A 25385-nucleotide genomic window follows, 5' to 3' on the forward strand; every position below is an offset into this window, starting at 1 on the left:
GTGAAAAACGATGCCCCTGGTGCTAAGGAGTGGGTACTGTTCATGTTATTATCTCTCTGTTAAACCGCGAGTTTCATCAGTTCAGTCTGGGTAGCGTTGGCTGCCGTCAGCTCTCCGGCCAACTGGCCGTCGCGAAACACCAGAATGCGATCGCTCATGCCAATAATTTCCGACAGCTCGGACGAAACCATGATGATTCCCTTATTTTTCAGGGCGAATTCCGACATAAAGCGGTAGATCTCTTTCTTTGCCCCCACGTCGATGCCGCGTGTCGGCTCATCCAGCAACAGAACCTCAGGATCGAGCAACGCCCAGCGCCCCAGCACCACTTTTTGCTGATTCCCGCCGCTGAGATGACCGACGGGCTGTTCACCGTCGTGAGTTTTTACGTTAAAACGTTCAATCATCTCTTGGGTGCGCACCTGCTCCTGCTTTTCATTGATAAAACCGGCGCGGCTGATATCCGCGAGCGAAGAGAGGTTGATGTTTTCGCTGACCGAGCGACACAGCACCAGACCGGTATCTTTACGATCCTCGGTGACATAGGCGATGCCGCAATCGATCGCTTCTTTGGGTGAGTGGCGGCCAAGCGTCTTATCTCCTAGCTGGATGGTGCCGCTATCAGCATGCTGAATGCCGAAAACCAGATCGAGAAACTCGCTGCGCCCGGAACCAACCAGGCCATAGATACCGAGGATCTCGCCGCGCTTGAGCTGTAGGCTGATATCTTTGATCTTGTTGCGCCAGTTCAGGTTTTTCACTTCCATCATCACTGCTTCGCCAGGCTGATTGAACTTGGCGAACTCGCTGTCGTACTCGCCGCCAATGATGTGCTCAATCAACTGCTCACGGGTGATATCCGCGATATAACCTTCGTGAATGTATGCGCCATCGCGAAAGATGGTGTAACTGTCGGCAATCTGGAAAATCTCTGACAGGCGGTGTGAGACATAGATGATCCCTTTGCCCTTGGCCGCCAGGCGCGTGATGGTCTGGAAGATCTTCTGCGCATCTTCTTCACCAATCGCCGATGTGGGTTCATCCATAATGATGATGTCGGCGTTGGCGTGCGACAGCGCTTTGGCGATCTCCACCAGTTGCTGCTCGGCAACGCTCAAGTTGCGCATTTTCTCCGTAGCGTCGATATGGAATTCGAGCTCGTTGAGCAGGGCGGTGGTGCGCTGATTCAGCGTGGCGAAGTCAACAAAACCAAAGCGCCTGGGTTCGCGGCCAAGCCAGATGTTCTCTGCCACCGTCAGATCCGGGATCGCGCTCAATTCCTGCTGCACAATTGCCACTCCGGCATTCAATGCATCACGCGGATGGTGAAATTCGCAGCGTTCGCCGTTGATAAAGATGTCGCCGCCGTCGGGTTGAATAAAACCCATCAGGATGCTGAGAAATGTTGATTTACCCGCGCCGTTACCACCGCACAGTGCGTGGATCGAGCCACGGCGCAGACAGAACTCGGCGTTCTTTAATGCAACGACCGGGCCGAACGCTTTTTTGACTCCGGTGACTTCCAGCAGATAGGCAGGTTGTTGTGTATGCGGATCGCGTGTCACAGTTGTACCTCCGGATGAGTCTGTTGCAGGCGTTGCAGATACCGCTGATAAAGTGCGTTGTACTGCACCTGACGGGCGGCATCAGGCTGCGCGCGGGTAGAGGGATCCAGTGAAACAAAGCGTTGGCACAGTTGTGCCAGCAACGCATTAGCATCCTGATGGGGGTTTTCTGCCAGCGTCGTTGCCCACATGGCCTGAATTGCGCCACCCAGGGCGGCGGTTTCTTTAACGTTCAGGCACACGACCGGGCAACCCATCACATCGGCAACAATCTGCCGCCAACGTGCGCTACGGGCACCGCCACCGGTCAGGCGGATCTCGCGCGCTTCGATACCCTGGCGGCGGAACAGTTCGATGCCGTAGCGCAACCCGTAAGTGGCACTTTCCACGACCGCCATGCACAGGTTGGCGCGGGTAAAGTTATCGCTATCGAGGTTATGCAGGCTGGCGCGGGCGTGCGGCAACTGGGGGACGCGTTCGCCGTTGAAGAAGGGCAGCATTTCCACGCCGCCGGCACCGGGAGTTGCCTGTTCCAGCAGCGCGTTAAAGCTGTGAATATCCTCATCCAGCAAGGTTTGTATTGAGGTAGTGGCTGAGGTGACATTCATGGTGCAAATCAGCGGCAGCCAGCCGTTATTGCTGGAACAGAATCCGGCGATCATTTCAGATGCCGCAGAAACCGGCTCGGCGGACCAGGCGAATAGCGTACCGGAGGTGCCGAGACTCATGGTAACCGTGCCGGAGGTGATATTGCCGGAACCGATGGCCGCCATCATGTTATCGCCGCCGCCGGTGGAGACGCGGGTGGCAGGGCTGAGGCCCAATTTTGCCGCCGCTTCAGGGCGCAATGTGCCAATACAGCTTTCTGCGCTTCTGAGCGGTGGCAGTGCGTTCCACAACCGTCCGCTGTTATCGATCAGATCAACGGTGTATTGGTCCCACTGACGGGTGCGCACATTGAGCAGACCCGTGCCGGAGGCATCGCCATACTCGGCAACGCGCTCACCGGTCAACCAGTAATTCAGGTAATCGTGGGGCAGCAGCACGCTGTGCAGACGTGCCCAACGTTCCGGGTGATGTGTCTTGAACCAAAGGATTTTCGACGCAGTGTAGCCAGTTGCCACCAGCAGACCCAATTTTTCCAGCGACCCCTGAATTCCGCCGAGTTGCTGCAACAAGCGTGCGTTTTCTGCCGCCGTTTCGGTATCACACCAGAGCTTAACGCTGTGCAGCACGTTACCTTGCTCATCCAACGGCACGAATCCGTGTTGCTGGCCGGAGACGCCCAACCCCTTAATGGTATGAGCATCGACGCCCGCTTGAGCAACCGCTTGCTGAAAAGCGCTGACCAGTGCCTCTATCCACCAGTCGGCCTCCTGTTCGCGGCGGCCGTTGGAGTCGCTGATAAGGCGATGAGGAGCGCTGCCCTCACCGAGGATCACGCCCTGTTCGCTGTCGACAATCACGACCTTCGTGCCTTGCGTACCGCAGTCTATACCAGCATAGAGCGTCATAAAGTTACTCCATCTCCAGCATAATCTTGATGTCAGCAGCGTGCCCGGCGGCGGCGCGTTCGAAGGCGGCCACGCTGTCGGCAAATTTATAGGTTTGACTAATCAGTGGTTGAACGTGCAGTTTGCCGCTGCTGAGCAGGCGCAGCGTACGTGGATACATGTTGGCGTAACGGAAAATGGTCTTAAAGGTGATCTCTTTCGCCTGCGCGGCAACGATGTCCAGCGGCGCGGCGTCAATCGGCATACCGACCAGTACGGCGGTGGCTCCAGGTGTGGCGTGCTCGGTCAGCGTGGCAATGGCAGCTTTTGCGCCGCTGCATTCGAAAACGATGTCAACACCGTTGCCGCTGGTTAACTCGGCGACCTTTTGCGCCAGGTTGCCGGTTTTAAGGTTGACCGCGTGCAGGCCATCATAATGCGCCGCGACTGCCAGCTTCTCATCAAACAGATCGCAAATGATCGCTTCAGAACAGCCGCCAGCCAGCGCCGCCAGAGCGGTAACGACGCCGATGGGACCTGCACCGATGATCAGTGCGATATCACCGGGTTTGATCGAGGCTTTAGTGGCGGCATGCATACCAATAGCCAATGGTTCAACCATGGCACCTTCGGCAAAGCTGACGTTGTCAGGCAGCTTGAAGGTGAAGGCCGCCGGGTGAATAACGCTTTCCCGCAAACAACCGTGGATCGGTGGCGTAGCCCAGAAACGGACGGCCGGGTCCAGGTTGTAGAGCCCTGCGCGCGATTGAGATGATTGAGGATCAGGAATGCCTGGTTCCATGCAAACACGGTCACCTGGTTGCAGATGGTGAACATTTTTACCGGTTGCCAATACAACACCAGCGGATTCATGCCCGAGAATCATTGGAGAATTGACCACGAAAGGCCCAATACGGCCATGCTGGTAGTAATGAACATCGCTGCCGCAGATACCGACAGAATGAATCTTGATATGCACATCGTTATCGCCGAGCACTTCATCAAACTGGCAATCCTGGATGGCGATCTTACCTTTCTCTTCTAGGACCAATGCTTTCATTTTTTCATCCTTTTGCATCATTTAATGGTATCGATAACATTCAAGTGAACAAGATATTAAGCATTTGATAGCATCTGATATGTGATTTTGGTTGCACTTTTTAAATTAATGTTAACTTGCACCCATTTTATGGGAATGAATAGCCATAAAGATCACAATAAGTCATCTTTCACTTTACTTATAATGACAACGATTTCATTACCATTGGAGAGGGGATGATGCAGACACGACAAGAGGCAGTAGAACAGACCGTGATGTTTCTTGAGCGCTGTGGAATACAGTTGACTGACAGCGAGAAACAAATGATTGAGGTTGTGGATTTTGGCCTGCACGACTACCCCCGCTCGGGGCTACAGTTACTGACTTATATCAACACACCGCGCTATTGTGCTAAAGAGCTAGTGCTGTTTTCACACCAGACCTGCCCCGAACATCGTCATCCGCCCTTTAACAATACGCCGGGTAAACAAGAGACCTTTCGTTGCCGCTGGGGGGAGGTCTATCTGTTTGTTGAGGATGAAGAATTGACATTGAATACCGCTCAGGAGGAGCCTGTATGCGAGCCGCCAAAAGGTTTCGAGCAGTGGTATACCTGCCAGCGTTATATTTTATTGCGTGCAGGTGAGCAATACACCATTAATCCTAATACACGTCACTGGTTCCAGGCGGGGCAACGGGGAGCAGTGATTTCTGAGTTTTCCTCAGAAAGCCGTGATGATCTGGATATTTTCACCGATCCCAGTGTTAATCGTGTCGGTTAATGATGGAGTAAAATGGGAGCATTTATACTCGTCATACTTCAAGTTGCATGTGCGTTGGCTTTGTAACTCGGCCCCTTCGGGGCCGCTGCAAGCAGCGTTCAAATCTAGATTTGTCACCCCCAGTCACATAGTGGTCTATGCTCTTGGGGATTATGGGCCAGCGTTTGCCGCCTGACTGCAACGCGAAATATATTAATAGTGATAATATTTAATGATTCTTTTATGATACAAAATGACGCATTCCAGTCAGGAGTAAAACGTGGCAGTTGAACGACCACAGAAAGCGACGCTTGAGAGCGTCGCGACGCTTGCAAATGTCAGCAAAATTACCGTATCCCGTGCTTTCTCCCAACCGGATAAAGTTCACCCCGAGACATTGCGTAGGATACTCAGCATGGCGGAGAGTGTCGGGTATGTGGTGAACAGGGCGGCACGTAATCTTCGGACTAATACGAGCAAAACGATAGGTATTGTCAATCCTGATATGACGAACCCGTTTTTTGGTACGCTCACCAAGCTGATGACACTTGAGGCGCAAAAAGCGGGTTATGATACGCTGGCCTTTGACTCTTATGAGTCGCAGATGAATGAGGATCGTATCATCGATAAGCTGATTGGCTACAATGTGGACGCTATCATTTTATCGGTGCTCTCTTCTGATCGTAACTATCTGCCCGGTTATCTGAAAAATTTGGAAAAACTGGGTATTCCGGTGATTTTGGTTGACCGGGAACTGGTGGGGGCAGATTGCAGCGGCGTTTATATCGACAATCTCGACTGTGGGTTACAGGCTGGTCGCTATCTGATAGAGCAGCACTGCCAAAAGGTCGTGGTGGTTTCCGGGCCTGACGATTCTAATGTGGCAAGAGAGCGCATTACTGGGCTGACGGCGGCGTTGCAAGGTAAGGTGACGAGTCTGGATGTTATCTATGCGGATTTCTATATGGATGCTGCCTTGCAGGTGACAAGCGATTATCTCAGCCATCATCAGGCACCTGACTATTTTGTGGGTTGTAATAACCAGATTTCGTTAGGCATCATCAAGGCTTGTATGGACCACCAGCTCATTTTGATGAAAGACGTCTCGTTGTTCAGTATTGATGAAGTCTCTTATGCATCGATTTATGGGTTTAATTTCCCTTATATTTCCCATGATTTATATGAAATTGCCTGGCAGGCGGTAGGGTTGGCTATCCGCCGGGCGGTGGATCACAATGTCAAGCCGGGGAAAGTTATTGTCAGAGGAAAACTGATCGCGGGGTAGTTGATGGCCCCAGGTTCAAAATGCAGTCTTTCAGGTCATTGCTCGCTACACACAGGTATTTGACACCCGGCTTTTTGAGCGGCAGATAGAGAGCGTGAGTGTCAGAAAGTTTGTCATCCTTGGCAGTGTTTTTGGCTGTTTCGATGAGTCATGAAGATTGGCAAAGGGCAGAGAGAGGTTTGTTGAATCAGGGTGAGAGCAACAGACTCATTTGCAACCTCGCTGTAGGAGAGGGTTGGTTGAAGGGACTTGCACGCAATGTTTAATTACTTTCTCAAACGCCTGCTGGGGCTGATCCCAACGCTGCTGATTGTGGCGGTGCTGGTATTCCTGTTTGTGCATCTGCTGCCGGGCGATCCGGCGCGGCTGGTGGCCGGGCAAGACGCCGACGAAGCGGTGGTGCAACTGGTGCGCCAGGATTTGGGGCTGGATAAACCGCTGCCGCAGCAGTTTGTGCGTTTCTTCGTCAACATTCTGCAGGGCGATTTTGGCACCTCGATGGTCTCTAAGCGCCCGGTCAGTGCAGAGATCGCCTCACGCTTTATGCCCACGTTCTGGCTGACGATCGCCAGCATGCTGTGGGCGGTGGTCTTCGGTATGGGGATCGGTATGACTTCCGCCGTGTGGCGCAACCGCTGGCCGGATCGGCTGGGTATGACGCTGGCGGTGTCAGGCATCTCTTTCCCGGCCTTTGCGCTGGGGATGCTGCTGATGCAGGTGTTTTCAGTCAACTTGGGCTGGTTGCCCACGGTGGGGGCAGATAGCTGGCGGCACTATATTCTGCCCTCCGTCACGCTGGGCGCGGCGGTGGCTGCGGTGATGGCGCGTTTTACCCGTGCCTCGTTTGTCGAAGTGATGCAGGAAGACTATATGCGCACCGCGCGCGCCAAGGGCGTGCGGGAGTCGCTGGTGATCGTCAAGCACGGGCTACGCAACGCGATGATCCCGGTGGTGACCATGATGGGCCTGCAGTTTGGTTTTCTGCTGGGTGGCTCGATCGTGGTGGAAAAGGTATTCAACTGGCCGGGATTAGGGCGCTTGCTGGTGGATTCGGTAGAAATGCGCGATTACCCGGTGATCCAGGCCGAAGTGCTGTTGTTTTCCCTGGAGTTTATTCTGATTAACTTGTTGGTGGATATGCTGTATGCGGCGATCAACCCTTCCATTCGCTATCAATAGGCGGCCGCATGATTAAGCATTGGCGGCGAAATGCCGCACTGAAAGCGATGCCGCAGGTGAACCCTCATGCGGTGCGTACCCCTTGGCATGAATTCTGGCGGCGTTTCCGGCGGCAGCATGTGGCCATGGTGGCCGGGCTGTTTGTGCTGTTGCTGGTGGTGGCGGCGCTGTTGGCACCCTATCTGGTGCCCTATGATGCGGAGAACTACTTCGATTACGATCGGCTGAACGACGGCCCTTCGCTGCTGCACTGGCTGGGGGTTGATTCCCTCGGGCGCGATATCTTCAGCCGTATTCTGATGGGCGCGCGTATTTCCCTGGCGGCCGGGGTGTTTTCGGTCTTGGTGGGTGGGGCGATTGGCACGCTGCTTGGTTTATTGGCCGGGTACTATGAAGGCTGGTGGGATCGCATCGTGATGCGCATTAGCGACGTGCTGTTTGCCTTCCCCGGTATTCTGCTGGCGATTGGCGTGGTGGCGATCATGGGCAGCGGCATGGCCAACGTGATTGTTGCAGTGGCGATTTTCAGCATTCCGGCGTTTGCCCGTTTAGTGCGCGGCAATACGCTGGTGTTGAAACACCTGACCTACATTGAATCGGCGCGCAGCATTGGCGCTTCTGATTGGACCATTATCCTGCGGCATATTCTGCCGGGCACCATTTCATCCATTGTGGTCTATTTCACCATGCGTATCGGCACCTCGATTATCACCGCCGCCAGCCTGTCGTTTCTTGGGCTGGGCGCTCAGCCGCCCACGCCGGAGTGGGGGGCGATGCTTAATGAGGCCAGGGCCGATATGGTGATCGCACCGCACGTGGCGATCTTCCCCAGTTTGGCGATTTTCCTCACCGTGCTGGCGTTCAACCTGTTGGGCGATGGGCTGCGCGATGCGCTGGATCCGAAGCTGAAAGGTTAGCAGGGCGTTCGGAGATTTCAGGAAATAAGTGAATTTCAGGCGTAAAAAAACCGACTGGTGAAGTCGGTTTTTTACTTACCGGAGCGGAGTTGGTAACTCTGGCCGGAATGAAGCAGTCCACATCTAACAGGGCAAGTATACGCCGAATATCTTCCATGTTCAAATCACTATATAGTCGGTATCATCAACTGGTTAGCTCTGTTTTACTGCTGAGTTCTGGCATGCGCGTAAACGTATTCAAGCCCTGACTGGATTACGGGTGGTGCCGGTTCCGGTGCTCTGGCCGGAGTGAAGCAGTCCACATCTAACAATGAAGGGCAGCCTCTGTGACAGGCAGTGTAAGGGTAAGCAGGGGTGTTCTCACTCCATTTAATGGAGAAACGGGTGAAAACTTTGATTGATAAAGTTCTCATCGTTCTGAAGGCGCTTGTTGCGCTGCTGGAACTGATCCGACAGTTCATCGATTGATGATCGTGGAAACGTAGCTAAGGCCGGGGGGCTGACCACTCCCCGGCCTTTAACATTTCTGTTCATAAATGCAGTAGTAGCGGTTATTCCTGCATCCAGGTGACTTCATAATGGTAGTGATTCGCCGTTAGCAGGAACTCGGGGCTGACGCTGGGGCTCCAGGAGTCATCACCGCCCACGCCCATATGGAAACCGTCCAGGTTGAGCCAGGTGCCCGCTTCTTCCTGCAGCAAATGCTGATGCGTTGTCTCCATCAGCTGCTGCTGGCTGTAACGGCTCAGGCCAAAGTGGAAACGGCCCTGCCACTGCCAGCGGCCAAAGGTGAGCTGGCGGGTATCACAGCGCAGGCCGTTTTCACTGGGGAAGATATACGGCGTGTGCAGGGCTGCTAACGGCAGCACCCAGCGCCCTTGCTGCGCCGCGAGCTGGCGATCCGGGTAGTTCTCGTGCGGCCCCAGGCCCAGCCACTCAACCGCTGCGGCGGTTTCTGCCAACTGGCAGCTCAAGCCGATGCGCGCGGGTGCAGGTACGCCGCAGGCGAGACCGACATCCACGCTGATATGCAGCTTTCCAGCGCGATCGAGCAAATAGGTTTTGCGGCTGATAAACAGCGATTGTTGCTGGCTGCTGTAGCTGTGCACCGTCGAGATTTGCACGCCATGCCCAAGGGCGTCGGCGTTGAAGGACAACAGTTGGCTTTCCAGCGCGTACATACCGGCTTTTTTCCAGCGTTCTACCCAGGCATTGGGATCGATACGCGTTGCTTCGCTGACGCCGATATCGTTATCCAGCGGTGCCCGCACAAACTGGTCGCGCAGCGGGCTCAATAATTGCGGCTCACCGTCACGCCACCATTGGCTGAGTAAACCGCGGGTGGTACAAAATTGCCAGCGTTGCTGGCCGTGGGTGATTTCCACCGTCTCTGGATGAGCGATCAACTGCGGCAACGGGCCGCTGCTGATATCGGGCAGTGCCAGCGCGTGCGGTAAGCGCCATTGGTCCCAGGCGCAGCGGTGGCCCGCGGCGGCCCAGGCCGTTGCCCTTGGCTGGCGGACCTCAACATTCAGCCACAGCTCACCGCTGCCTTGTACCTGTGGCATCTCACCCAGCACTAGGCGTTGGGTGCCTTGCGGTGGGATGTCCAGTAACTGCTCGCCTTGGGCGATGCACTGCCCGTCCAGATCCAGCCGCCAGAACAACTGTTCATTGTCGGTAGCGCGGAACAGGTATTCACTGGTGACCTCAATGGTCAGCGGCGCCTCTGGCTGATGCTGAAATTGGAAAAACTGCTGCGCGCGCTGCGCCTCATACAGCGCGGGATGGGGGGTACGATCGGGGAACACCAGGCCGTTCATACAGAACTGGCGATCGTTAGGGGTATCGCCGAAATCACCGCCGTAGGCCCAGTAACGTGTGCCATCTTCACCGGTGCGGGTCAGCGCCTGATCCACCCAATCCCAGACAAAGCCGCCCTGCAAGCGTGGGTGCTTACGGAATGCCTGCCAGTAGCGGTCAAAACCACCGAAGCTGTTGCCCATCGCGTGAGCATATTCACATAGGATCAGCGGGCGATGTTCATTCGGCAGGCCGATCCATTTTTTGATCGACCACTTCGGCACCTGCGGGAAGGGCTGGTCCTGATCTACGCGCGCGTACATCGGGCAGACAATGTCGGTGGCAGCGGTATCGGCACCGCCACCTTCGTACTGCACCGGTCGGGTTGGATCGCTGCTCTTGATCCAGCGGTACAGGGCGTCGTGCGTGCTGCCGTGGCCGGACTCATTGCCCAGTGACCAAATGATAATGCAAGGATGGTTGCGATCGCGCTGCACCATGCGCGTGACGCGCTCACTCAGGGCAGGAAACCATACCGGATCGTCCGTCAGGCGGTTCATCGGCTGCATACCATGGGTTTCGATATTGGCTTCATCCACCACGTACAGGCCGTAGCGATCGCACAACCGATACCAAAGCGGATGGTTAGGATAGTGAGAGCAGCGCACCGCGTTGAAGTTATGCCGCTTCATTAGCAGGATATCTTGTAGCATGGTGGCTTCGTCCATCACCTGCCCCTGTTCCGGGTGATGCTCATGGCGGTTGGTGCCGCGAATCAGAACGGGTTTGCCATTCACCTTTAGCAGGCCGTCGCTGATTTCTACCTGGCGGAAACCCACGTCATAGGCTTCTGCCTCAATCAATGAACCGTCGGCCGCCAGCAAGGAGACCACGGCGCGGTACAGATGAGGCTGTTCGGCGCTCCACAGCGCGGGCTGTTCCACCGCTAAGCGTAGGGTGGTGCGATCGTCATAGCAGCCGCGTTCGTCAATAATTTCGCTGCCCAGTGGCTGCTGGTGTGTGGCGGTGAGTTGCTCACCCTGCCAAAGCTGAACGCGTATGGAGCAGCCCGCCGTTGGCGATTGAACCTGTACCAGCGCCTCTAGCTCAGCGTGATAAAAACCCGGGGCTAGATGGGTGCGTAACTGAATATCGCTCAGATGGCTGCTTGGCTTATGCAACAGGCTAACATCGCGGAAAATACCGCTCATGCGCCACATGTCTTGATCTTCCAGATAGCTGCCGTCGCTCCAGCGCAGCACCATCACCGCCAGTCGGTTTTCGCCGGGCCGCAATGCGTTGCTCAAATCAAACTCGGCGGGCAGGCGGCTGTCTTGCGAATAGCCAATCCAAACACCGTTACACCACAGATAGAACGCTGAATTGACGCCGTCGAAAATAACCCGCGTCTGCCCCTGTTGCAGCCAGCTTTCGGCTACCTCAAAGGTGAGCGAGTAACAGCCGGTAGGGTTCTGCTGCGGCACGAATGGCGGTGTGACCGGGATCGGATAGGTGATATTGGTGTAGATCGGCACGTCGTAACCGGCCATCTGCCAGTTAGACGGCACCTGCAGCGTATCGGCATCGTCCAGATCCTGCTGTAACCAGCGTTCTGGCACGGCTTCTGGCTGGGTGAAATAGCTGAACCTCCAGGCACCGTTGAGCAAGGTTCGCTGCGCTGAAGGTTGGTCAAGCCGTGCCTGCTGTTCGTCACGCCAGCTGGCAAACGGCGGGTGTGCTGGCAGGCGGTTATAGTGGGTACAGGCTGGGTTTTCCCAGTCGCGCCGGGCAAGGATTGAGGCTAATGAGGCAGGAGCAGACGGAATATCAACAGGATTCATGGGGATACCTTGGCTGAAATGTCGTATCAATGATGTGCGGTAACATGAAGGGCAAAGATCCGCTTGTAAAGGCGTTCACGCCGCTAAAGCGAAGAGGATCACAAATGGGGGGCAGGCCGGTAAAACCGGGGCCTTAAGCGATAAGGAAATCGCTGTTTGTGGCTACCGAGTGCAGCCACAAACAGCTAAAAAAATCAGCGGAAGAGATGCTCGGCGTGGAAGCGCAGGTGATCTTCGACAAACGTAGCAATAGTGAAATAGCTGTGGTCGTAACCCGGTTGAGTACGCAGCGTTAGCGGCCAGTCGAGCTGGCGTGCCAGCTCGGCCAGCTTCGCCGGTTGCAGTTGATCGGCCAGAAACTGGTCGCCATCCCCCTGATCCACCAGGATAGGCAGTTTTTCTGCACCGTTCGCCAGCAGGTGGCAACTGTCGTACTGCAGCCACTGGCTCTCGTCGTCACCCAGGTAGGCGGCAAAGGCTTTGCGCCCCCACGGCACCTGACAAGGGTTAACAATCGGAGCAAAGGCCGATACGGAGCGGAAGCGCTGCGGATTGCGCAAGGCCATCATCAGCGCGCCGTGGCCGCCCATCGAGTGACCGAAGATGGAATGACGATCGCTGATGCTGAAATGCTGCTGAATCAGCGCGGGCAGCTCATCACTGATGTAATCGTACATGCGAAAGTGCTTATCCCAAGGGGCCTGGGTGGCGTTGAGATAAAAACCAGCCCCCTGACCCAGATCGTAACTCGCGTCGTTGGGCACGTCGTCGCCGCGCGGGCTGGTGTCGGGCATCACCAATACCAACCCCAGTTCGGCAGCGATGCGTTGGGCACCCGCCTTCAGCGTGAAGTTTTCATCATTGCAGGTCAGCCCCGACAGCCAATACAACACCGGCGGGGGATTGTCATCGCGCGGCGGCGGCAGATAGATGCTGAAAGTCATGTTGCAATTCAGGCTCTGCGCCGCGTGGCGGTAACGCTGTTGCCAGCCACCGAACATGCGGTGCTCTTCGAGAAGTTCTAATGACGTGTTCATCTCCCTGCCTCCAGGCTTATTGGCCAAAATGGATCACCGAGCGGATCGACTTGCCTTCATGCATCAAATCGAAGGCGTCGTTGATCTGCTCTAACCCCATGGTGTGGGTAATAAAGTCATTCAGGGCAAATTCGCCGTCCATGTAGCGCTGCACAATGCCGGGGAGCTGGCTGCGGCCTTTCACGCCACCGAACGCGGAACCGCGCCATACGCGGCCGGTTACCAGTTGGAATGGGCGGGTAGCAATCTCTTCACCAGCACCGGCAACGCCGATAATCACCGATTCCCCCCAGCCTTTGTGGCAGCACTCCAGCGCCGAGCGCATCACGTTGACGTTACCGATGCATTCGAAGGAGAAATCAACGCCGCCGTCGGTCAGCTCAACGATCACTTCCTGAATCGGCTTGCTGTAATCTTGCGGGTTGATCAGATCGGTGGCACCCAGCTTACGTGCCAGCTCGAACTTGCTGGTGTTGATGTCGATGCCGATAATGCGGCTCGCACCGGCCATCTGAGCGCCGATAATCGCCGAAAGGCCAATGCCGCCCAGGCCGAAGATTGCTACAGTATCGCCCGCTTGCACTTTGGCGGTGTTCAATACTGCACCCATACCGGTGGTGACGCCGCAACCCAGCAGGCAGACCTCTTCCAGCGGCGCTTCTTTGCTGATTTTGGCCAGCGAGATTTCTGGCACCACGGTGCGTTCGGCGAAGGTGGACGTGCCCATATAGTGGAAAATCGGCTTGCCGTCTTTAAAGAAGCGGGTGGTGCCGTCGGGCATCAGCCCCTTGCCCTGGGTAGCGCGGATCGCCTGACACAGGTTGGTTTTACCGGATTTACAGAATTTGCACTCGCCGCATTCCGGGGTGTAGAGCGGGATGACGTGATCGCCCACGGCGACGCTGGTTACGCCTTCACCGATCGCTTCCACGATGCCACCGCCTTCGTGGCCGAGGATCGCCGGGAATACCCCTTCAGGATCTTTACCAGACAGCGTGTAGGCATCTGTATGGCAAACGCCGGTGGCGACGATCCGCACCAGCACTTCGCCTTTCTGCGGTGGCATCAGATCGACTTCTTCGATCGTCAGCGGCTGATTCGGGCCCCAAGCTACGGCCGCGCGGGTTTTGATCATCTCCATTCTACTTCTCCTCAGTGTTTTCAGTGGCCGCAGTATCAGCCTGCTCAATAATCAGTTCTTTCAATGCGCGGACGTTGGGCCCGAACGCATCGCGTCGCCACAATAGCCAGGTGGCGGTTTCTGCAATTTCTGGCGGTAACGGGTGCACTTTTACCCGTTCAAAGCCCGGTAATAAATTAAGTACCGAATGCGGGATCATTGCTAACCCGGCACCGCTGGCCACGCAGGCCAGCATGGCGTGATAGGACTGGATCTCCATAATCTGGCCGGGCACTGCGCCGCTGTGTTTGAACCAGGATTCCAGCCGCAAACGGTAAGAACAGCTGGCACGGAAGGCGAACAGGGTTTCCCCTTTGGCATCGTGCGCGTTTTCGATCGGGGCATGGTCCAGACAGGAAATCACCACCATGCGCTCTGGGAAGGCGATACAGCCGTTCAGTTCATCGTGCTGCAATGGGCCATCTACCAACGCTGCTGCCAGCGTACCGGCGCGGACCCGTTCGATAATTTCCCCCGAGGTGCCGGTAGTGAGCGACAGCGCGGCCAGCGGGTAACGCTGGTGATAGGCTGCCAGCAAACTCGGCAGGCGGGTGGCGGCGGTGCTTTCCATTGACCCCAGGGCAAAGTTGCCTGCCGGTTTCCCGGCATGAGTGATGCTCATGGCCTCTTCGCTCAGCGCCAGGATCCGCTGGGCGTAACAGAGAAAATTATGGCCCATTGGCGAAAGCCGTAGCCGCTGTTTTTCACGAATAAACAGATCGGCCCCCAACTCCTGCTCAAGCTGGCGCAAACGCGTGGTCAGGTTCGATGGGACGCGGTGCAACTGCTCGGCGGCACGGGCGACGGAGCCGGTTTCGGCCACGCTGCAAAACATGCGCAGTTGGGTCAGATCCATTACTTTCTCTTTTTGTGATGAACTTGGTGAGTATTATTCAGTTTTTGTGAGTGTAATACTGCTGCATGATAGTCGCAACTTTCTTCTAACATTCAGGAATCACCCATGGCGTTAAGAATTGCTCTGAGTGGCTTTATTGCGTTGATTGTCGCGATGGGCATTGGCCGTTTTGCCTTTACGCCACAGGTGCCGCTGATGATAGCTGAGCAGCAGTTTACCCTGACCGGGGCCGGGCTGGTGGCAGCGCTGAACTACCTGGGCTACCTGTGTGGCGCTTTTGACGCCATGCGCGCCAGCCGCCACGTCGAGTGCCGTTTGTGGCTCGGTGTTTGGGGTGTAGTGCTCCTCACTCTGTTGTCGGCAGTGGTTGATGGCGTATGGTGGCACGGAGCGGTGCGCTTGGTGATTGGCTGGGCCAGCGGCTGGTCGATGGTGCTGGTGGCGGCGTGGACCAATGAGCGCTTGGCTCATTTTGGCCGCCCGGCGTTAAGCGCCGCCGTATTTGCCGGGCCGGGAGCCGGGATTTTTATCAGCGGTATGTTGGCGGTGGCAATCAACAGCCTGGCACTGAGTGCAGCACAGGCATGGCTGGTGTATGGCGTGCTGGCCTTGGTGTTGGTTGGTGTTATCAGCATTAATCTGCCGCGGGCTGGAGATCTGCACCGCCCGGATACGGCTCCGGAACCGCTGGTGCTGACTCCGGCCTTGAAGCGCCTGGTATGGAGCTATAGCCTGGCTGGCTTTGGCTATATCCTGCCCGCCACCTTTCTTTCGCAGATGGCGGCGGCGCGTTTCCCCGGCAGCCTGTTTGCCCAGTTTGTCTGGCCGATTTTTGGTGGTGCGGCGGTGCTGGGGATCGTCATCGGTATTCTGACGCGCCATAAGCTCACGACGCAAAGCCGGTTGGCCATCACCTTATGGGTGCAGGCGCTGGGCGTGCTGTGTGCTGAGTTGGTGCCGGGTGTAAGCGGGCTGGTGCTGGGCGCACTATTTACCGGCGGTGGCTTCCTCAGTGTGGTACAGCTTTCCATTCTGCACGGCAGGGAGTTGGCCCCTCATCATGCGCGCTACATGGCAGGGTTGCTGACCACCGGTTATGCGTTAGGGCAACTGGTTGGCCCCGTCTTGTCGGCGGTTTCAACCGCCCTGACCCAACGGTTGGAGCCCGCACTGTATGTCGCGGTGGTGGCGTTGGCGATCGCCGGTTTGCTGGTGATCAATACGCCGGCGCGGGCCGCGACAAAAAACGAGCATAACGCTGATTGAATTCCGTACAAAAAACACGGGATAGCCGCAGCCCGCCTGCCAGGGGCTGGATGCGGATATTTCACTCAATGATGAAGCACAATCACTGGATAAACGCTTCGCTCTCATCTAGAGTGGGTGAAAATCTTGACCGAGTTCACGCTATACGGCGTATGAACTCAGTAGTTAAAAAGAATGAGACACCGCAAATCTGCTAGTGATTGGCCTAGCAGGCATTGTCGGAGCCGCCTGCCGGAGAAATATACCCATGACATCGTTAAGTAATGAAGCTGCACTGGTGCACGCAGCGCTTGAAGCGCGCGGCCTGGAGACCCCCCTGTGCGGGGAAATGTTAGACCGAGAAACGCGTAAAAGCCGCATCAAAGAACACATGACAGAAATCATGAAGTTGCTGAATCTCGATCTGTCTGATGACAGCCTGGCAGAAACGCCGCATCGCATTGCGAAAATGTATGTCGACGAAATTTTCTCCGGGCTGGATTATGCCAACTTCCCGAAAATCACCGTCATTGAGAACAAAATGAAGGTGGATGAAATGGTCACGGTGCGGGATATCACCCTGACCAGCACCTGCGAACACCATTTTGTGACCATCGATGGGAAAGCCACGGTGGCGTATATCCCGAAAGACGCGGTGATAGGCCTGTCGAAAATCAACCGTATCGTGCAGTTCTTCGCCCAGCGCCCGCAGGTGCAGGAACGTTTGACCCAGCAGATTCTGGTGGCGCTGCAAACCTTGCTCGGTACTAATAACGTGGCGGTATCGATTGATGCGGTCCATTATTGTGTTAAGGCCCGTGGGATCCGCGATGCGACCAGCGCCACGACCACCACCTCTCTGGGAGGGCTGTTTAAATCCAGCCAGAACACCCGTCAGGAGTTCCTGCGTGCGGTGCGTCACCATCAGGGGTGAGAATGAGTGCTTCGGTAACGAAGAGAATAGGCGCCTGCGGGTAATACCGGTCGGTGAGGCGCAAAGCGGCATAATCTGCGTTAATTGCTCAAGGCGTCGCCCCCTCTCCCTGTGGGAGAGGGCCGGGGTGAGGGGCAAATCGCGCACAGATCATCCCCTCACCCTAACCCTCTCCCCAAAGGAGAGGGAACTGGCTAGCCTTAACTGACCAGCATTAGGCGCCTGCGGGCGCCTTTTTAACGATCTGAATACAGCGGTATAACATGAACCATCATGCAACAACGTCGCTGCCGCGTATTGCGACGTTGGACTGTGCTCGCGGTATCGCCATTCTCGGCATTCTGCTGATGAATATTAGCGCTTTTGGTCTGCCGAAAGCGGCCTATCTCAACCCGGCTTATCTCGGTATCCCTCCGGCACGCGATGCCTGGACCTGGGCGTTGCTGGATCTGTTTGCTCAGGCCAAGTTTCTGGCAATGTTTGCGCTGTTGTTTGGTGCAGGTCTGCAACTGTTGTTGCACCGCGGTAAAGTATGGATACGCGCCCGCCTGTCGTGGCTGGTGCTGTTTGGTTTGGGGCATGCGGTTTTCCTGTGGGATGGCGACATTCTGCTGGCCTACGGGCTGATCGGCCTGGTGTGCTGGCGCATGATTCGCGATGCCAAAGATACCATTACGCTGTTGAAAACCGGGGCGGTGCTGTACGCGATCGGCATTGCTGTATTGCTGCTGCTGGGATTGATATCGCACGCTGAACCGGGAAGTTTCTGGCAGCCGGGTGCGGCGGAATTGCAGTATGAGAAATTCTGGAAGCTGCAAGGGGGGATGGAAGCCTGGCGCAGCCGCCTGGATCTGCTATCCTCCAGCCTGTTGGCAATTGGCGCACAATATGGCTGGCAACTGGCCGGTTTGATGCTGTTTGGCGCGGGCCTGATGCGCAGCGGCTGGCTGCGAAACAGGTATACCCCTGCTCACTACCGGCGTTTGGCGGCCTGGCTGATACCGCTTTCATTGTTGATTCAGCTGCCGGGTGTGGCGCTGCAGTGGCACCTGAACTGGGACTACCGCTGGAGTGGTTTCTTGCTGCAGGTGCCGCGTGAGCTGGGGGCGTCATTGCAGGCGATGGGCTACCTGGCACTGGTTTACGGTTTCTGGCCCACCTTTTCCCGCTGGCGTATCAGCCATTGGCTGACGCAGGTTGGGCGCATGGCGTTGAGCAATTACCTGCTGCAAACGCTGATCTGCACCACGCTGTTTTACCGTTTTGGTCTTTACCAGCAGTTTGATCGCTTGCAGCTACTGGCGTTTGTCCCGCTGGTGTGGCTGGCTAACCTGTTGTTTTCTAAACTGTGGTTGCGTTATTTCAAGCAAGGCCCGATGGAGTGGCTGTGGCGCTGGCTGACGGCCATGGCCGCTGGTGACAATGCGCAGCAGAAAGCAAATTGAGATCTGGCGCAGGCAGGTTAAAAAAATGTATGTAAACGTTTTCTTTCCTGTGACGTAATTCACGCTGAGGAGGAGGACAATCGGAGTAGGATAGTGCCATTGTCAACTTTTCTGACTCCAGGGCGCTCCATGAATTCTGTCCATCCGATCACCATTCGCGACGTTGCGAAGCGTGCAGGCGTGTCTGTGGCTACCGTCTCGCGGGTGCTGAACAACAGCGCTCTGACTAGCCCGAAGACGCGTGAACAGGTGCTGCAGGCGGTTGCGGAACTGGGCTATCGGCCAAACGCCAATGCCCAAGCGCTGGCCACGCAGAGCAGCGATACGCTCGGTGTGGTGGTGATGGATGTCTCCGATCCATTTTTTGGTGCCTTGGTGAAAGCGGTTGACACCGTGGCGCAGCAAAACCACAAATACCTGCTGATCGGTAACAGTTATCACCAGGCGGACAAAGAGCGTCATGCGATAGAAGTGTTAATCCGCCAGCGGTGTAATGCCTTGATTGTCCATGCAAAAGCGCTGAGTGATGCGGAACTGATCGCCTTTATGGATCAGGTGCCGGGCATGGTGCTGATTAACCGGGTGATAACAGGTTACGAGCATCGCTGCGTCGGGCTGGACAACGTATTCGGGGCCGAGATGGCGCTGCGTCTGCTGTTGTCGCAGGGCCATCAGCGCATCGGCTATCTGGGTTCCAATCATCCGATCGAAGACGGCCCGCTGCGCCAGCAGGGTTACAGCCAGGCCATGATGGCCGCCGGTATTTCGCCAGCAGACAGTTGGCGTGCCTATGGTTCACCCGACTTACAGGGGGGCGAAGCGGCGATGGTGGAACTGCTCGGCCGCAACCTGCACCTGAGCGCGGTCTTTGCCTACAACGATGCCATGGCCGCCGGTGCCATGGCGGTATTGAAAGAAAACGGTATCACGGTGCCACAGCATTTCTCGCTGGTGGGATTCGATGATATTCCCATCGCGCGCTACACCAGCCCAAAATTGACCACTATCCGCTATCCCATTGTTTCTATGGCAACTCTGGCCACCGAACTGGCGCTGAAAGGCGCCGCTGGGGCGCTGGAGCCGCAAACCTCGCATATTTTCATGCCGACGCTGGTGCGCCGCCATTCTGTGGCACCGTGGCAAAGTGAGGTAGCGGTCACTCTCTAAACATTTAGTGTTGTGTAACCGTTTTCAATCTGTGAGAAAATTCACAGAATATTAACATCACGCTGTCTATGCTCTATAACCAAAGTACTGGAAGTAGCAACCTTGTCAGGTGTCGCTTCAAGTACGGTGGGTATCACTTTCATACCGAGTACGACCCTCTACAAACCGGAGACAGACAATGAATAAGAAGGTTTTCACCCTGGCCGCGCTGGCCGCAAGCATGATGTTTGGCGCTGCCGCTCACGCAGAAACTCGTATTGGTGTCACCATTTATAAATACGACGACAACTTTATGTCGGTAGTGCGTAAGGCCATTGAGAAAGATGCCAAGGCGTCTCCGGACGTCACGCTGTTAATGAATGACTCGCAGAATGACCAATCCAAGCAGAACGATCAGATTGACGTGCTGATTGCCAAAGGGGTGAAAGCTCTGGCGATCAACCTGGTGGATCCGGCCGCCGCACCGGTGGTGATTGATAAAGCGCGGGCCAACGATATTCCGGTGGTGTTCTACAACAAAGAACCTTCGCGCAAGGCGCTGGACAGCTACGACAAAGCCTATTACGTCGGTACCGATTCTAAAGAATCCGGTGTGATTCAGGGGGAACTGATTGCCAAACACTGGAAAGCCAACCCGAACTGGGATCTGAATAAAGACGGCCAGATCCAGTATGTGCTGTTGAAAGGCGAACCAGGGCACCCGGATGCCGAAGCGCGTACCGCTTACGTGGTGAAAACGCTGAATGAGAAAGGCTACAAAACTGAGCAGCTCCAGCTGGATACCGCGATGTGGGACACCGCTCAGGCTAAAGACAAGATGGATGCCTGGCTGTCTGGCCCGAATGCCAATAAGATCGAAGTGGTGATTGCCAACAACGATGCGATGGCCATGGGGGCCGTAGAGGCCCTCAAAGCGCATAACAAAACCAGCATTCCAGTCTTTGGCGTGGATGCATTGCCAGAAGCGCTGGCGCTGGTGAAATCGGGCGCGATGGCCGGCACCGTGCTGAATGACGCCGAAAACCAGGCGAAAGCCACCTTCGAACTGGCAAAAAATCTGGCGGCGGGTAAACCAGCGGCCGATGGCACCAAATACAAGATCGAAAATAAAGTCGTGCGTATCCCTTACGTGGGTGTAGATAAAGACAATCTGTCTCAGTTTGTTAAATAAGTATATTGCGATGCAATGACCCCGCCGAATATCGGCGGGGAGTTCATTATTAGAAAACCCAGGTATATTTATGGCCGATAACTCTCGTGAGTGGCTGTTGGAAATGACCGATATTAATAAGTCATTTCCCGGCGTAAAGGCATTGGATAATGTCAACCTGCGCGTTCGTCCGCACTCCATTCATGCGTTGATGGGGGAAAACGGCGCGGGTAAATCGACGTTATTGAAATGTCTGTTTGGCATTTATAAAAAAGATTCCGGCAGTATCCTGTTCCAGGGGCAGGAAATAGATTTCAAGAGTTCAAAAGAGGCGCTGGAACACGGCGTTTCTATGGTGCACCAGGAATTAAACCTGGTTCTGCAACGTTCCGTGATGGACAACATGTGGCTGGGGCGCTATCCGGCCAAAGGCCTGTTTGTCGATCAGGACAAAATGTACAAAGACACCAAAGCCATCTTCGACGAACTGGATATTGATATCGATCCGCGCGCGAAAGTGGGCACGCTGTCGGTATCCCAGATGCAGATGATCGAAATTGCCAAAGCGTTCTCGTATAACGCCAAGATCGTCATTATGGATGAACCGACCTCTTCTTTGACGGAAAAAGAGGTGAAACACCTGTTCACCATTATCCGTAAACTGAAAGATCGTGGCTGCGGTATCGTTTATATCTCCCATAAGATGGAAGAGATTTTCCAGCTGTGCGATGAAATTACCATTCTGCGTGATGGTCAGTGGATTGCCACCCGGCCGCTGGAAGGGTTAGATATGGACAAGATCATTTCGATGATGGTTGGCCGTTCGCTGAGCCAGCGCTTCCCCGATCGCCAGAATACGCCGGGAGAGGTGATTCTGGAGGTGAAGAACCTGACTTCCCTGCGCCAGCCTTCGATCCGCGATGTCTCTTTTGACTTGCACCAAGGCGAGATTCTGGGGATTGCCGGTTTGGTGGGGGCCAAGCGTACCGATATTGTGGAAACCCTGTTTGGTATCCGCGAGAAAGTAGCCGGTACCATCAAGCTGCACGGCAAAAGCATCAATAATCACAGTGCGAATGAAGCCATTAACCACGGCTTTGCATTGGTGACGGAAGAGCGCCGCTCAACCGGTATTTATGCTTATCTGGACGTCGGTTTTAATTCGCTGATCTCCAATATCCGTAATTACAAAAATAAAGTGGGCTTGCTGGACAATACCCGGATGAAAAGCGACACCCAATGGGTGATCGATGCTATGCGGGTAAAAACGCCAGGGCACCGTACCAATATTGGTTCGCTTTCAGGTGGCAATCAGCAGAAAGTGATTATCGGCCGTTGGTTACTGACGCAGCCGGAAATATTGATGATGGATGAGCCGACGCGCGGTATTGACGTGGGAGCCAAGTTTGAAATTTATCAGTTAATGACCGAGTTGGCGAAGAAGGGCAAGGGGATCATTATTATCTCTTCTGAAATGCCAGAGCTGCTGGGAATTACCGACAGAATACTGGTGATGAGTAATGGTCAGGTTGCGGGCATCGTGAATACCAAACAGACCTCGCAAAATGAAATACTGCGATTAGCCTCCTTGCATCTTTAAGGATCGTGATTATGAACGTGCTTAATAAAAAAACTTTGTTCACTTACTTTAAAGAAAGTGGCATTTACGTGGTATTGCTGGTGCTGCTGGCAATTATCATTATTCAGGATCCGACGTTTTTAAGCCTGATGAACCTGAGTAACATCCTGACCCAATCTTCGGTGCGCATTATTATTGCTCTGGGCGTGGCGGGGCTGATCGTGACACAAGGGACCGACCTTTCTGCCGGGCGGCAGGTGGGGCTGGCGGCGGTAGTAGCCGCGACCTTGCTGCAATCGATGGATAACGTCAATAAAGTGTTCCCGCATATGGAAACCTGGTCGATCCCGCTGGTGATCCTGCTGGTGTGTGCGATAGGTGCAGTGATTGGTCTGGTGAACGGCCTGATTATCGCCTACCTTAACGTGACGCCGTTTATTACCACCTTGGGCACTATGATTATCGTCTACGGCATCAACTCGCTGTATTACGATTCCGTGGGGGCTTCACCGGTAGCGGGTTTTGATCCGAAGTTTTCTACCTTTGCTCAGGGGTTCCTGCGTTTTGGCGACTTCAAGCTGTCGTACATTACCTTCTACGCCATTATTGCGATTATCTTTGTCTGGATCCTGTGGAATAAAACCCGCTTCGGTAAAAATATCTTCGCCATCGGCGGTAACCCAGAGGCGGCGAAAGTCTCCGGTGTTAACGTGCCGCTGAACCTGATTATGATCTATGCGCTGTCTGGGGTGTTCTACGCCTTCGGTGGCTTGCTGGAGGCAGGGCGCATCGGCAGTGCCACTAACAACCTCGGCTTTATGTACGAGCTGGATGCGATCGCCGCCTGCGTGGTGGGCGGGGTGTCGTTTGCTGGTGGTGTGGGGACGGTGCTGGGGGTCGTGACCGGGGTGATCATCTTTACCGTGATCAACTACGGGCTGACCTACATCGGCGTTAACCCCTACTGGCAATACATCATCAAGGGCGGCATCATCATCTTTGCCGTCGCGCTGGATTCGCTCAAGTACGCCAAGAAAAAGTAACTCTTCATTTACCGCATACCGCATCCTTCCGCCCGGAGGATGCGGTTTTCTATGTTTTGCCCGCGCCGTATGCCAACTTCCCCGATTTAACTGCTTTGATCCCCTTGCTCTGTGGCGATCTGCGCTTGCTTTGCCGCAACAGCCCAATAGGCCGAAAACGGAGCAATATACAGCGCAAATGTGCTGTGGCAGGCCGTGATTCGACCTGCTTGGCAGCGGGATCCGTTTAATAATCAAAGAGACACCCTCAGTACTTTTCAACCAAGAGAGCCGCTATGCACTTTACCCAAGCCATTGCCCGATTGCCTGCCGACACCTGTGGTGCCGGCCAGACCACCGCCCAACTGGGAGCACCCGATGTGGCTGAAAGCAGCCGCCAGTTTCTGGCGTATGTGCATGCGCTACTGCAGCTCGGCCTGAAGGTTACGGTACTGCCTGCCGCTCCGGCATTCCCTGATGCACATTTTGTTGAAGATACGGCGGTGGTGATACCGGAGTTGGCAGTGATTACCCATCCGGGCGCGCCCAGCCGCCAGGGGGAAGTGGATAGCATTGCGCCGGTGCTGGCGGGTTTCCGCCCGTTGGTACAGATGAGCAACCGTGGTCACCTCGACGGTGGTGACGTGCTGCTGGTCGATCGCCAGTTCTTTATTGGCCTGACTTCCCGCACCGATGAAGCGGGGATCGGCGAGTTTGCCGCGGCGGTGGAACCGCATGGTTACCGGGTGACCGCGATTGAGGTGAGCGCCGGGCTGCACCTGAAGTCGATCGTCAACTACGTTGGCCGCAACACGCTGTTGCTGACCGAAGCCTATCGGCAGCATCCGGCTTTTGCCGCTTTTAATATTGTGGTGATCCCGGAAGAGGAGTCCTATGCGGGCAATACGTTATGGATCAACGATACCCTGTTAACGCCACAGGGTTACCCTTACACCCTGGCACAGCTAGAAAAACTGGGGATGCCGATGGTGCTGCTGGATACCAGCGAATTCAAAAAAATGGACGGCGGGTTAACCTGCCTGTCACTGCGTTTCTGAATCCAAGTCAACAGGGATTAGATAATGAAAAAACTGTTTGCGGTTCTGCTGATAAGTTCGGTATTGAGTGCGCCGCTTGCCGCCAAGGCATTTGACACCATCAGCTTCGGCGTGGACGGCGGCTATCCACCGTTCGACGTACTCGCGCCTAACGGCGAGATCACCGGTTTTGATATTGATATCGCCAATGCATTGTGCACGCAGTTGCAGGCGAAGTGCGTGTTCGTCAAACAGCCGTTCGAGAGCATGATTGCGGCGCTTAACGCCGGTAAGTTTAATGCGATTATCGCTTCGCTCAATATCACCGAAGAGCGCAAGAAGGAGGTCGACTTCACCGATCGTTATTACCGCAGTGCTGCCCAGCTGGTGGCGCGTAAAGGCAGCCCGTTGCAGCCTGATGCTCAGAGCCTGAAAGGCAAAACGGTGGGGGTGCAGACCGGCTCGGTGCATGAGGCTTACGCCAAAAAACAGTGGGCAGGGAATGGGGTGAAGGTCCGTTCTTATGCCAATCAGGATAACGTCTATCTCGATCTGATGTCCGGGCGCATAGATGCGTCGCTGCAAGACAACATCCAGGCGGGCAACAGCTTTATCGATACACCACGCGGCAAAAATTTTGCCTTTGCCGGCCCGGTGATCCGTGATGAGAGTATCTCTTCAGAAGTGGGGATCGCCGTAGCAAAAGCTAACCCGGCGCTGCGCGATGCACTCAATGAGGCCATCAAGGCCATCCGCGCCGATGGGACTTACGATGCTATCCAGAAAAAATATTTCAGCTTCGATATCTACGGCGAATAATTCAACCTTATGAAGCGGCTGGTTTATGGAG

General features: G+C 55.3%; 21 protein-coding genes. 14 read left to right on the top strand and 7 right to left on the bottom strand.

Features of this window, described 5'->3' with window-relative positions:
• Positions 1 to 59: 59 nt before the first annotated feature.
• From BMI79_RS05765 to BMI79_RS05775, 3 genes are read right to left on the bottom strand one after another with little or no spacing between them, the layout of a single operon-like run.
• Positions 60 to 1565, bottom strand: a complete 1506-nt coding sequence (locus BMI79_RS05765; protein WP_076941180.1) for a sugar ABC transporter ATP-binding protein — start codon at positions 1563 to 1565, stop codon at positions 60 to 62.
• Positions 1562 to 3079 carry a xylulokinase gene (gene xylB, locus BMI79_RS05770; protein ID WP_076941181.1) on the bottom strand — a complete coding sequence of 506 codons (1518 nt, stop codon included), beginning with the start codon at positions 3077 to 3079 and terminating at the stop codon, positions 1562 to 1564. Before xylB ends, BMI79_RS05765 begins: the two co-directional genes overlap by 4 nt.
• A gap of 4 nt (positions 3080 to 3083) precedes the next feature.
• Complete coding sequence (locus BMI79_RS05775) at positions 3084 to 4118, bottom strand: NAD(P)-dependent alcohol dehydrogenase (RefSeq protein WP_076941182.1); 1035 nt, start codon at positions 4116 to 4118, stop codon at positions 3084 to 3086.
• Positions 4119 to 4336: 218 nt separating this feature from the next.
• Between BMI79_RS05775 and BMI79_RS05780 the strand changes: the two genes are divergently transcribed.
• From BMI79_RS05780 to dinQ, 5 genes are all read left to right on the top strand, one after another.
• On the top strand, positions 4337 to 4879 hold the full coding sequence (locus BMI79_RS05780) for a D-lyxose/D-mannose family sugar isomerase (protein WP_076941244.1): 543 nt from the start codon (positions 4337 to 4339) through the stop codon (positions 4877 to 4879).
• Positions 4880 to 5138: 259 nt separating this feature from the next.
• Positions 5139 to 6143: a LacI family DNA-binding transcriptional regulator gene (locus tag BMI79_RS05785; protein WP_076941183.1), complete on the top strand. Its 1005-nt coding sequence runs from the start codon at positions 5139 to 5141 to the stop codon at positions 6141 to 6143.
• A 258-nt stretch (positions 6144 to 6401) separates the two neighbouring features.
• Positions 6402 to 7322 carry a glutathione ABC transporter permease GsiC gene (gene gsiC, locus BMI79_RS05790; protein WP_076941184.1) on the top strand — a complete coding sequence of 307 codons (921 nt, stop codon included), beginning with the start codon at positions 6402 to 6404 and terminating at the stop codon, positions 7320 to 7322.
• Positions 7323 to 7330: 8 nt separating this feature from the next.
• On the top strand, positions 7331 to 8239 hold the full coding sequence (gsiD, locus tag BMI79_RS05795; protein WP_076941185.1) for a glutathione ABC transporter permease GsiD: 909 nt from the start codon (positions 7331 to 7333) through the stop codon (positions 8237 to 8239).
• Between the two features lie 372 nt (positions 8240 to 8611).
• The gene (gene dinQ, locus BMI79_RS24545; protein WP_417903543.1) at positions 8612 to 8707 is read left to right on the top strand and encodes a damage-inducible type I toxin DinQ; all 96 of its coding nucleotides are present in this window, start codon (positions 8612 to 8614) and stop codon (positions 8705 to 8707) included.
• 83 nt (positions 8708 to 8790) lie between these two features.
• On the opposite strand, the gene BMI79_RS05800 is transcribed toward dinQ, so the two are convergent.
• From BMI79_RS05800 to ptrR, 4 genes are all read right to left on the bottom strand, one after another.
• Positions 8791 to 11868 (bottom strand): beta-galactosidase, encoded by a 3078-nt coding sequence (locus BMI79_RS05800; RefSeq protein WP_425272345.1) that lies wholly within the window; start codon positions 11866 to 11868, stop codon positions 8791 to 8793.
• A 209-nt stretch (positions 11869 to 12077) separates the two neighbouring features.
• Positions 12078 to 12920 (bottom strand): S-formylglutathione hydrolase, encoded by an 843-nt coding sequence (gene fghA / locus BMI79_RS05805; protein WP_076941187.1) that lies wholly within the window; start codon positions 12918 to 12920, stop codon positions 12078 to 12080.
• Between the two features lie 16 nt (positions 12921 to 12936).
• Complete coding sequence (locus BMI79_RS05810) at positions 12937 to 14061, bottom strand: S-(hydroxymethyl)glutathione dehydrogenase/class III alcohol dehydrogenase (RefSeq protein WP_076941188.1); 1125 nt, start codon at positions 14059 to 14061, stop codon at positions 12937 to 12939.
• Position 14062: 1 nt separating this feature from the next.
• The gene (ptrR, locus tag BMI79_RS05815; RefSeq protein ID WP_076941189.1) at positions 14063 to 14956 is read right to left on the bottom strand and encodes a putrescine utilization regulator PtrR; all 894 of its coding nucleotides are present in this window, start codon (positions 14954 to 14956) and stop codon (positions 14063 to 14065) included.
• A 105-nt stretch (positions 14957 to 15061) separates the two neighbouring features.
• Between ptrR and BMI79_RS05820 the strand changes: the two genes are divergently transcribed.
• From BMI79_RS05820 to BMI79_RS05860, 9 genes are all read left to right on the top strand, one after another.
• Positions 15062 to 16222, top strand: a complete 1161-nt coding sequence (locus tag BMI79_RS05820; RefSeq protein WP_076941190.1) for a YbfB/YjiJ family MFS transporter — start codon at positions 15062 to 15064, stop codon at positions 16220 to 16222.
• Positions 16223 to 16469: 247 nt separating this feature from the next.
• Complete coding sequence (gene folE / locus BMI79_RS05825; RefSeq protein ID WP_076941191.1) at positions 16470 to 17135, top strand: GTP cyclohydrolase I FolE; 666 nt, start codon at positions 16470 to 16472, stop codon at positions 17133 to 17135.
• Between the two features lie 263 nt (positions 17136 to 17398).
• Positions 17399 to 18580 carry a DUF418 domain-containing protein YeiB gene (gene yeiB / locus BMI79_RS05830; RefSeq protein ID WP_076941192.1) on the top strand — a complete coding sequence of 394 codons (1182 nt, stop codon included), beginning with the start codon at positions 17399 to 17401 and terminating at the stop codon, positions 18578 to 18580.
• Between the two features lie 129 nt (positions 18581 to 18709).
• Complete coding sequence (gene galS / locus BMI79_RS05835; protein ID WP_076941193.1) at positions 18710 to 19747, top strand: HTH-type transcriptional regulator GalS; 1038 nt, start codon at positions 18710 to 18712, stop codon at positions 19745 to 19747.
• Positions 19748 to 19925: 178 nt separating this feature from the next.
• Positions 19926 to 20918 (top strand): galactose/glucose ABC transporter substrate-binding protein MglB, encoded by a 993-nt coding sequence (gene mglB, locus BMI79_RS05840; RefSeq protein WP_076941194.1) that lies wholly within the window; start codon positions 19926 to 19928, stop codon positions 20916 to 20918.
• A gap of 70 nt (positions 20919 to 20988) precedes the next feature.
• A complete protein-coding gene (gene mglA, locus BMI79_RS05845) occupies positions 20989 to 22497 on the top strand; it encodes a galactose/methyl galactoside ABC transporter ATP-binding protein MglA (RefSeq protein WP_076941195.1) in 1509 nt (502 codons plus the stop codon).
• An 11-nt stretch (positions 22498 to 22508) separates the two neighbouring features.
• Positions 22509 to 23519 carry a galactose/methyl galactoside ABC transporter permease MglC gene (gene mglC, locus BMI79_RS05850; RefSeq protein ID WP_076941196.1) on the top strand — a complete coding sequence of 337 codons (1011 nt, stop codon included), beginning with the start codon at positions 22509 to 22511 and terminating at the stop codon, positions 23517 to 23519.
• 275 nt (positions 23520 to 23794) lie between these two features.
• Complete coding sequence (locus BMI79_RS05855) at positions 23795 to 24556, top strand: dimethylarginine dimethylaminohydrolase family protein (protein WP_076941197.1); 762 nt, start codon at positions 23795 to 23797, stop codon at positions 24554 to 24556.
• A 24-nt stretch (positions 24557 to 24580) separates the two neighbouring features.
• Positions 24581 to 25354: an ABC transporter substrate-binding protein gene (locus BMI79_RS05860; RefSeq protein ID WP_076941198.1), complete on the top strand. Its 774-nt coding sequence runs from the start codon at positions 24581 to 24583 to the stop codon at positions 25352 to 25354.
• Positions 25355 to 25385: the final 31 nt, after the last annotated feature.

Source organism: Serratia oryzae, assembly GCF_001976145.1.
GTDB lineage: Bacteria > Pseudomonadota > Gammaproteobacteria > Enterobacterales > Enterobacteriaceae > Chania > Chania oryzae.

What these genes read in the sequence shown, in the direction of transcription:
- BMI79_RS05780 (WP_076941244.1), top strand. Translation starts at nt 4,337, where the DNA reads ATGCAGACACGACAAGAGGCAGTAGAACAGACCGTGATGTTTCTTGAG.
- ptrR (WP_076941189.1), bottom strand. Translation starts at nt 14,956, where the DNA reads ATGGATCTGACCCAACTGCGCATGTTTTGCAGCGTGGCCGAAACCGGC.
- xylB (WP_076941181.1), bottom strand. Translation starts at nt 3,079, where the DNA reads ATGACGCTCTATGCTGGTATAGACTGCGGTACGCAAGGCACGAAGGTC.
- mglB (WP_076941194.1), top strand. Translation starts at nt 19,926, where the DNA reads ATGAATAAGAAGGTTTTCACCCTGGCCGCGCTGGCCGCAAGCATGATG.
- BMI79_RS05855 (WP_076941197.1), top strand. Translation starts at nt 23,795, where the DNA reads ATGCACTTTACCCAAGCCATTGCCCGATTGCCTGCCGACACCTGTGGT.
- BMI79_RS05860 (WP_076941198.1), top strand. Translation starts at nt 24,581, where the DNA reads ATGAAAAAACTGTTTGCGGTTCTGCTGATAAGTTCGGTATTGAGTGCG.
- galS (WP_076941193.1), top strand. Translation starts at nt 18,710, where the DNA reads ATGAATTCTGTCCATCCGATCACCATTCGCGACGTTGCGAAGCGTGCA.
- yeiB (WP_076941192.1), top strand. Translation starts at nt 17,399, where the DNA reads ATGAACCATCATGCAACAACGTCGCTGCCGCGTATTGCGACGTTGGAC.
- mglA (WP_076941195.1), top strand. Translation starts at nt 20,989, where the DNA reads ATGGCCGATAACTCTCGTGAGTGGCTGTTGGAAATGACCGATATTAAT.
- gsiC (WP_076941184.1), top strand. Translation starts at nt 6,402, where the DNA reads ATGTTTAATTACTTTCTCAAACGCCTGCTGGGGCTGATCCCAACGCTG.
- mglC (WP_076941196.1), top strand. Translation starts at nt 22,509, where the DNA reads ATGAACGTGCTTAATAAAAAAACTTTGTTCACTTACTTTAAAGAAAGT.
- folE (WP_076941191.1), top strand. Translation starts at nt 16,470, where the DNA reads ATGACATCGTTAAGTAATGAAGCTGCACTGGTGCACGCAGCGCTTGAA.
- BMI79_RS05775 (WP_076941182.1), bottom strand. Translation starts at nt 4,118, where the DNA reads ATGAAAGCATTGGTCCTAGAAGAGAAAGGTAAGATCGCCATCCAGGAT.
- BMI79_RS05810 (WP_076941188.1), bottom strand. Translation starts at nt 14,061, where the DNA reads ATGGAGATGATCAAAACCCGCGCGGCCGTAGCTTGGGGCCCGAATCAG.
- dinQ (WP_417903543.1), top strand. Translation starts at nt 8,612, where the DNA reads ATGGAGAAACGGGTGAAAACTTTGATTGATAAAGTTCTCATCGTTCTG.
- gsiD (WP_076941185.1), top strand. Translation starts at nt 7,331, where the DNA reads ATGATTAAGCATTGGCGGCGAAATGCCGCACTGAAAGCGATGCCGCAG.
- BMI79_RS05820 (WP_076941190.1), top strand. Translation starts at nt 15,062, where the DNA reads ATGGCGTTAAGAATTGCTCTGAGTGGCTTTATTGCGTTGATTGTCGCG.
- fghA (WP_076941187.1), bottom strand. Translation starts at nt 12,920, where the DNA reads ATGAACACGTCATTAGAACTTCTCGAAGAGCACCGCATGTTCGGTGGC.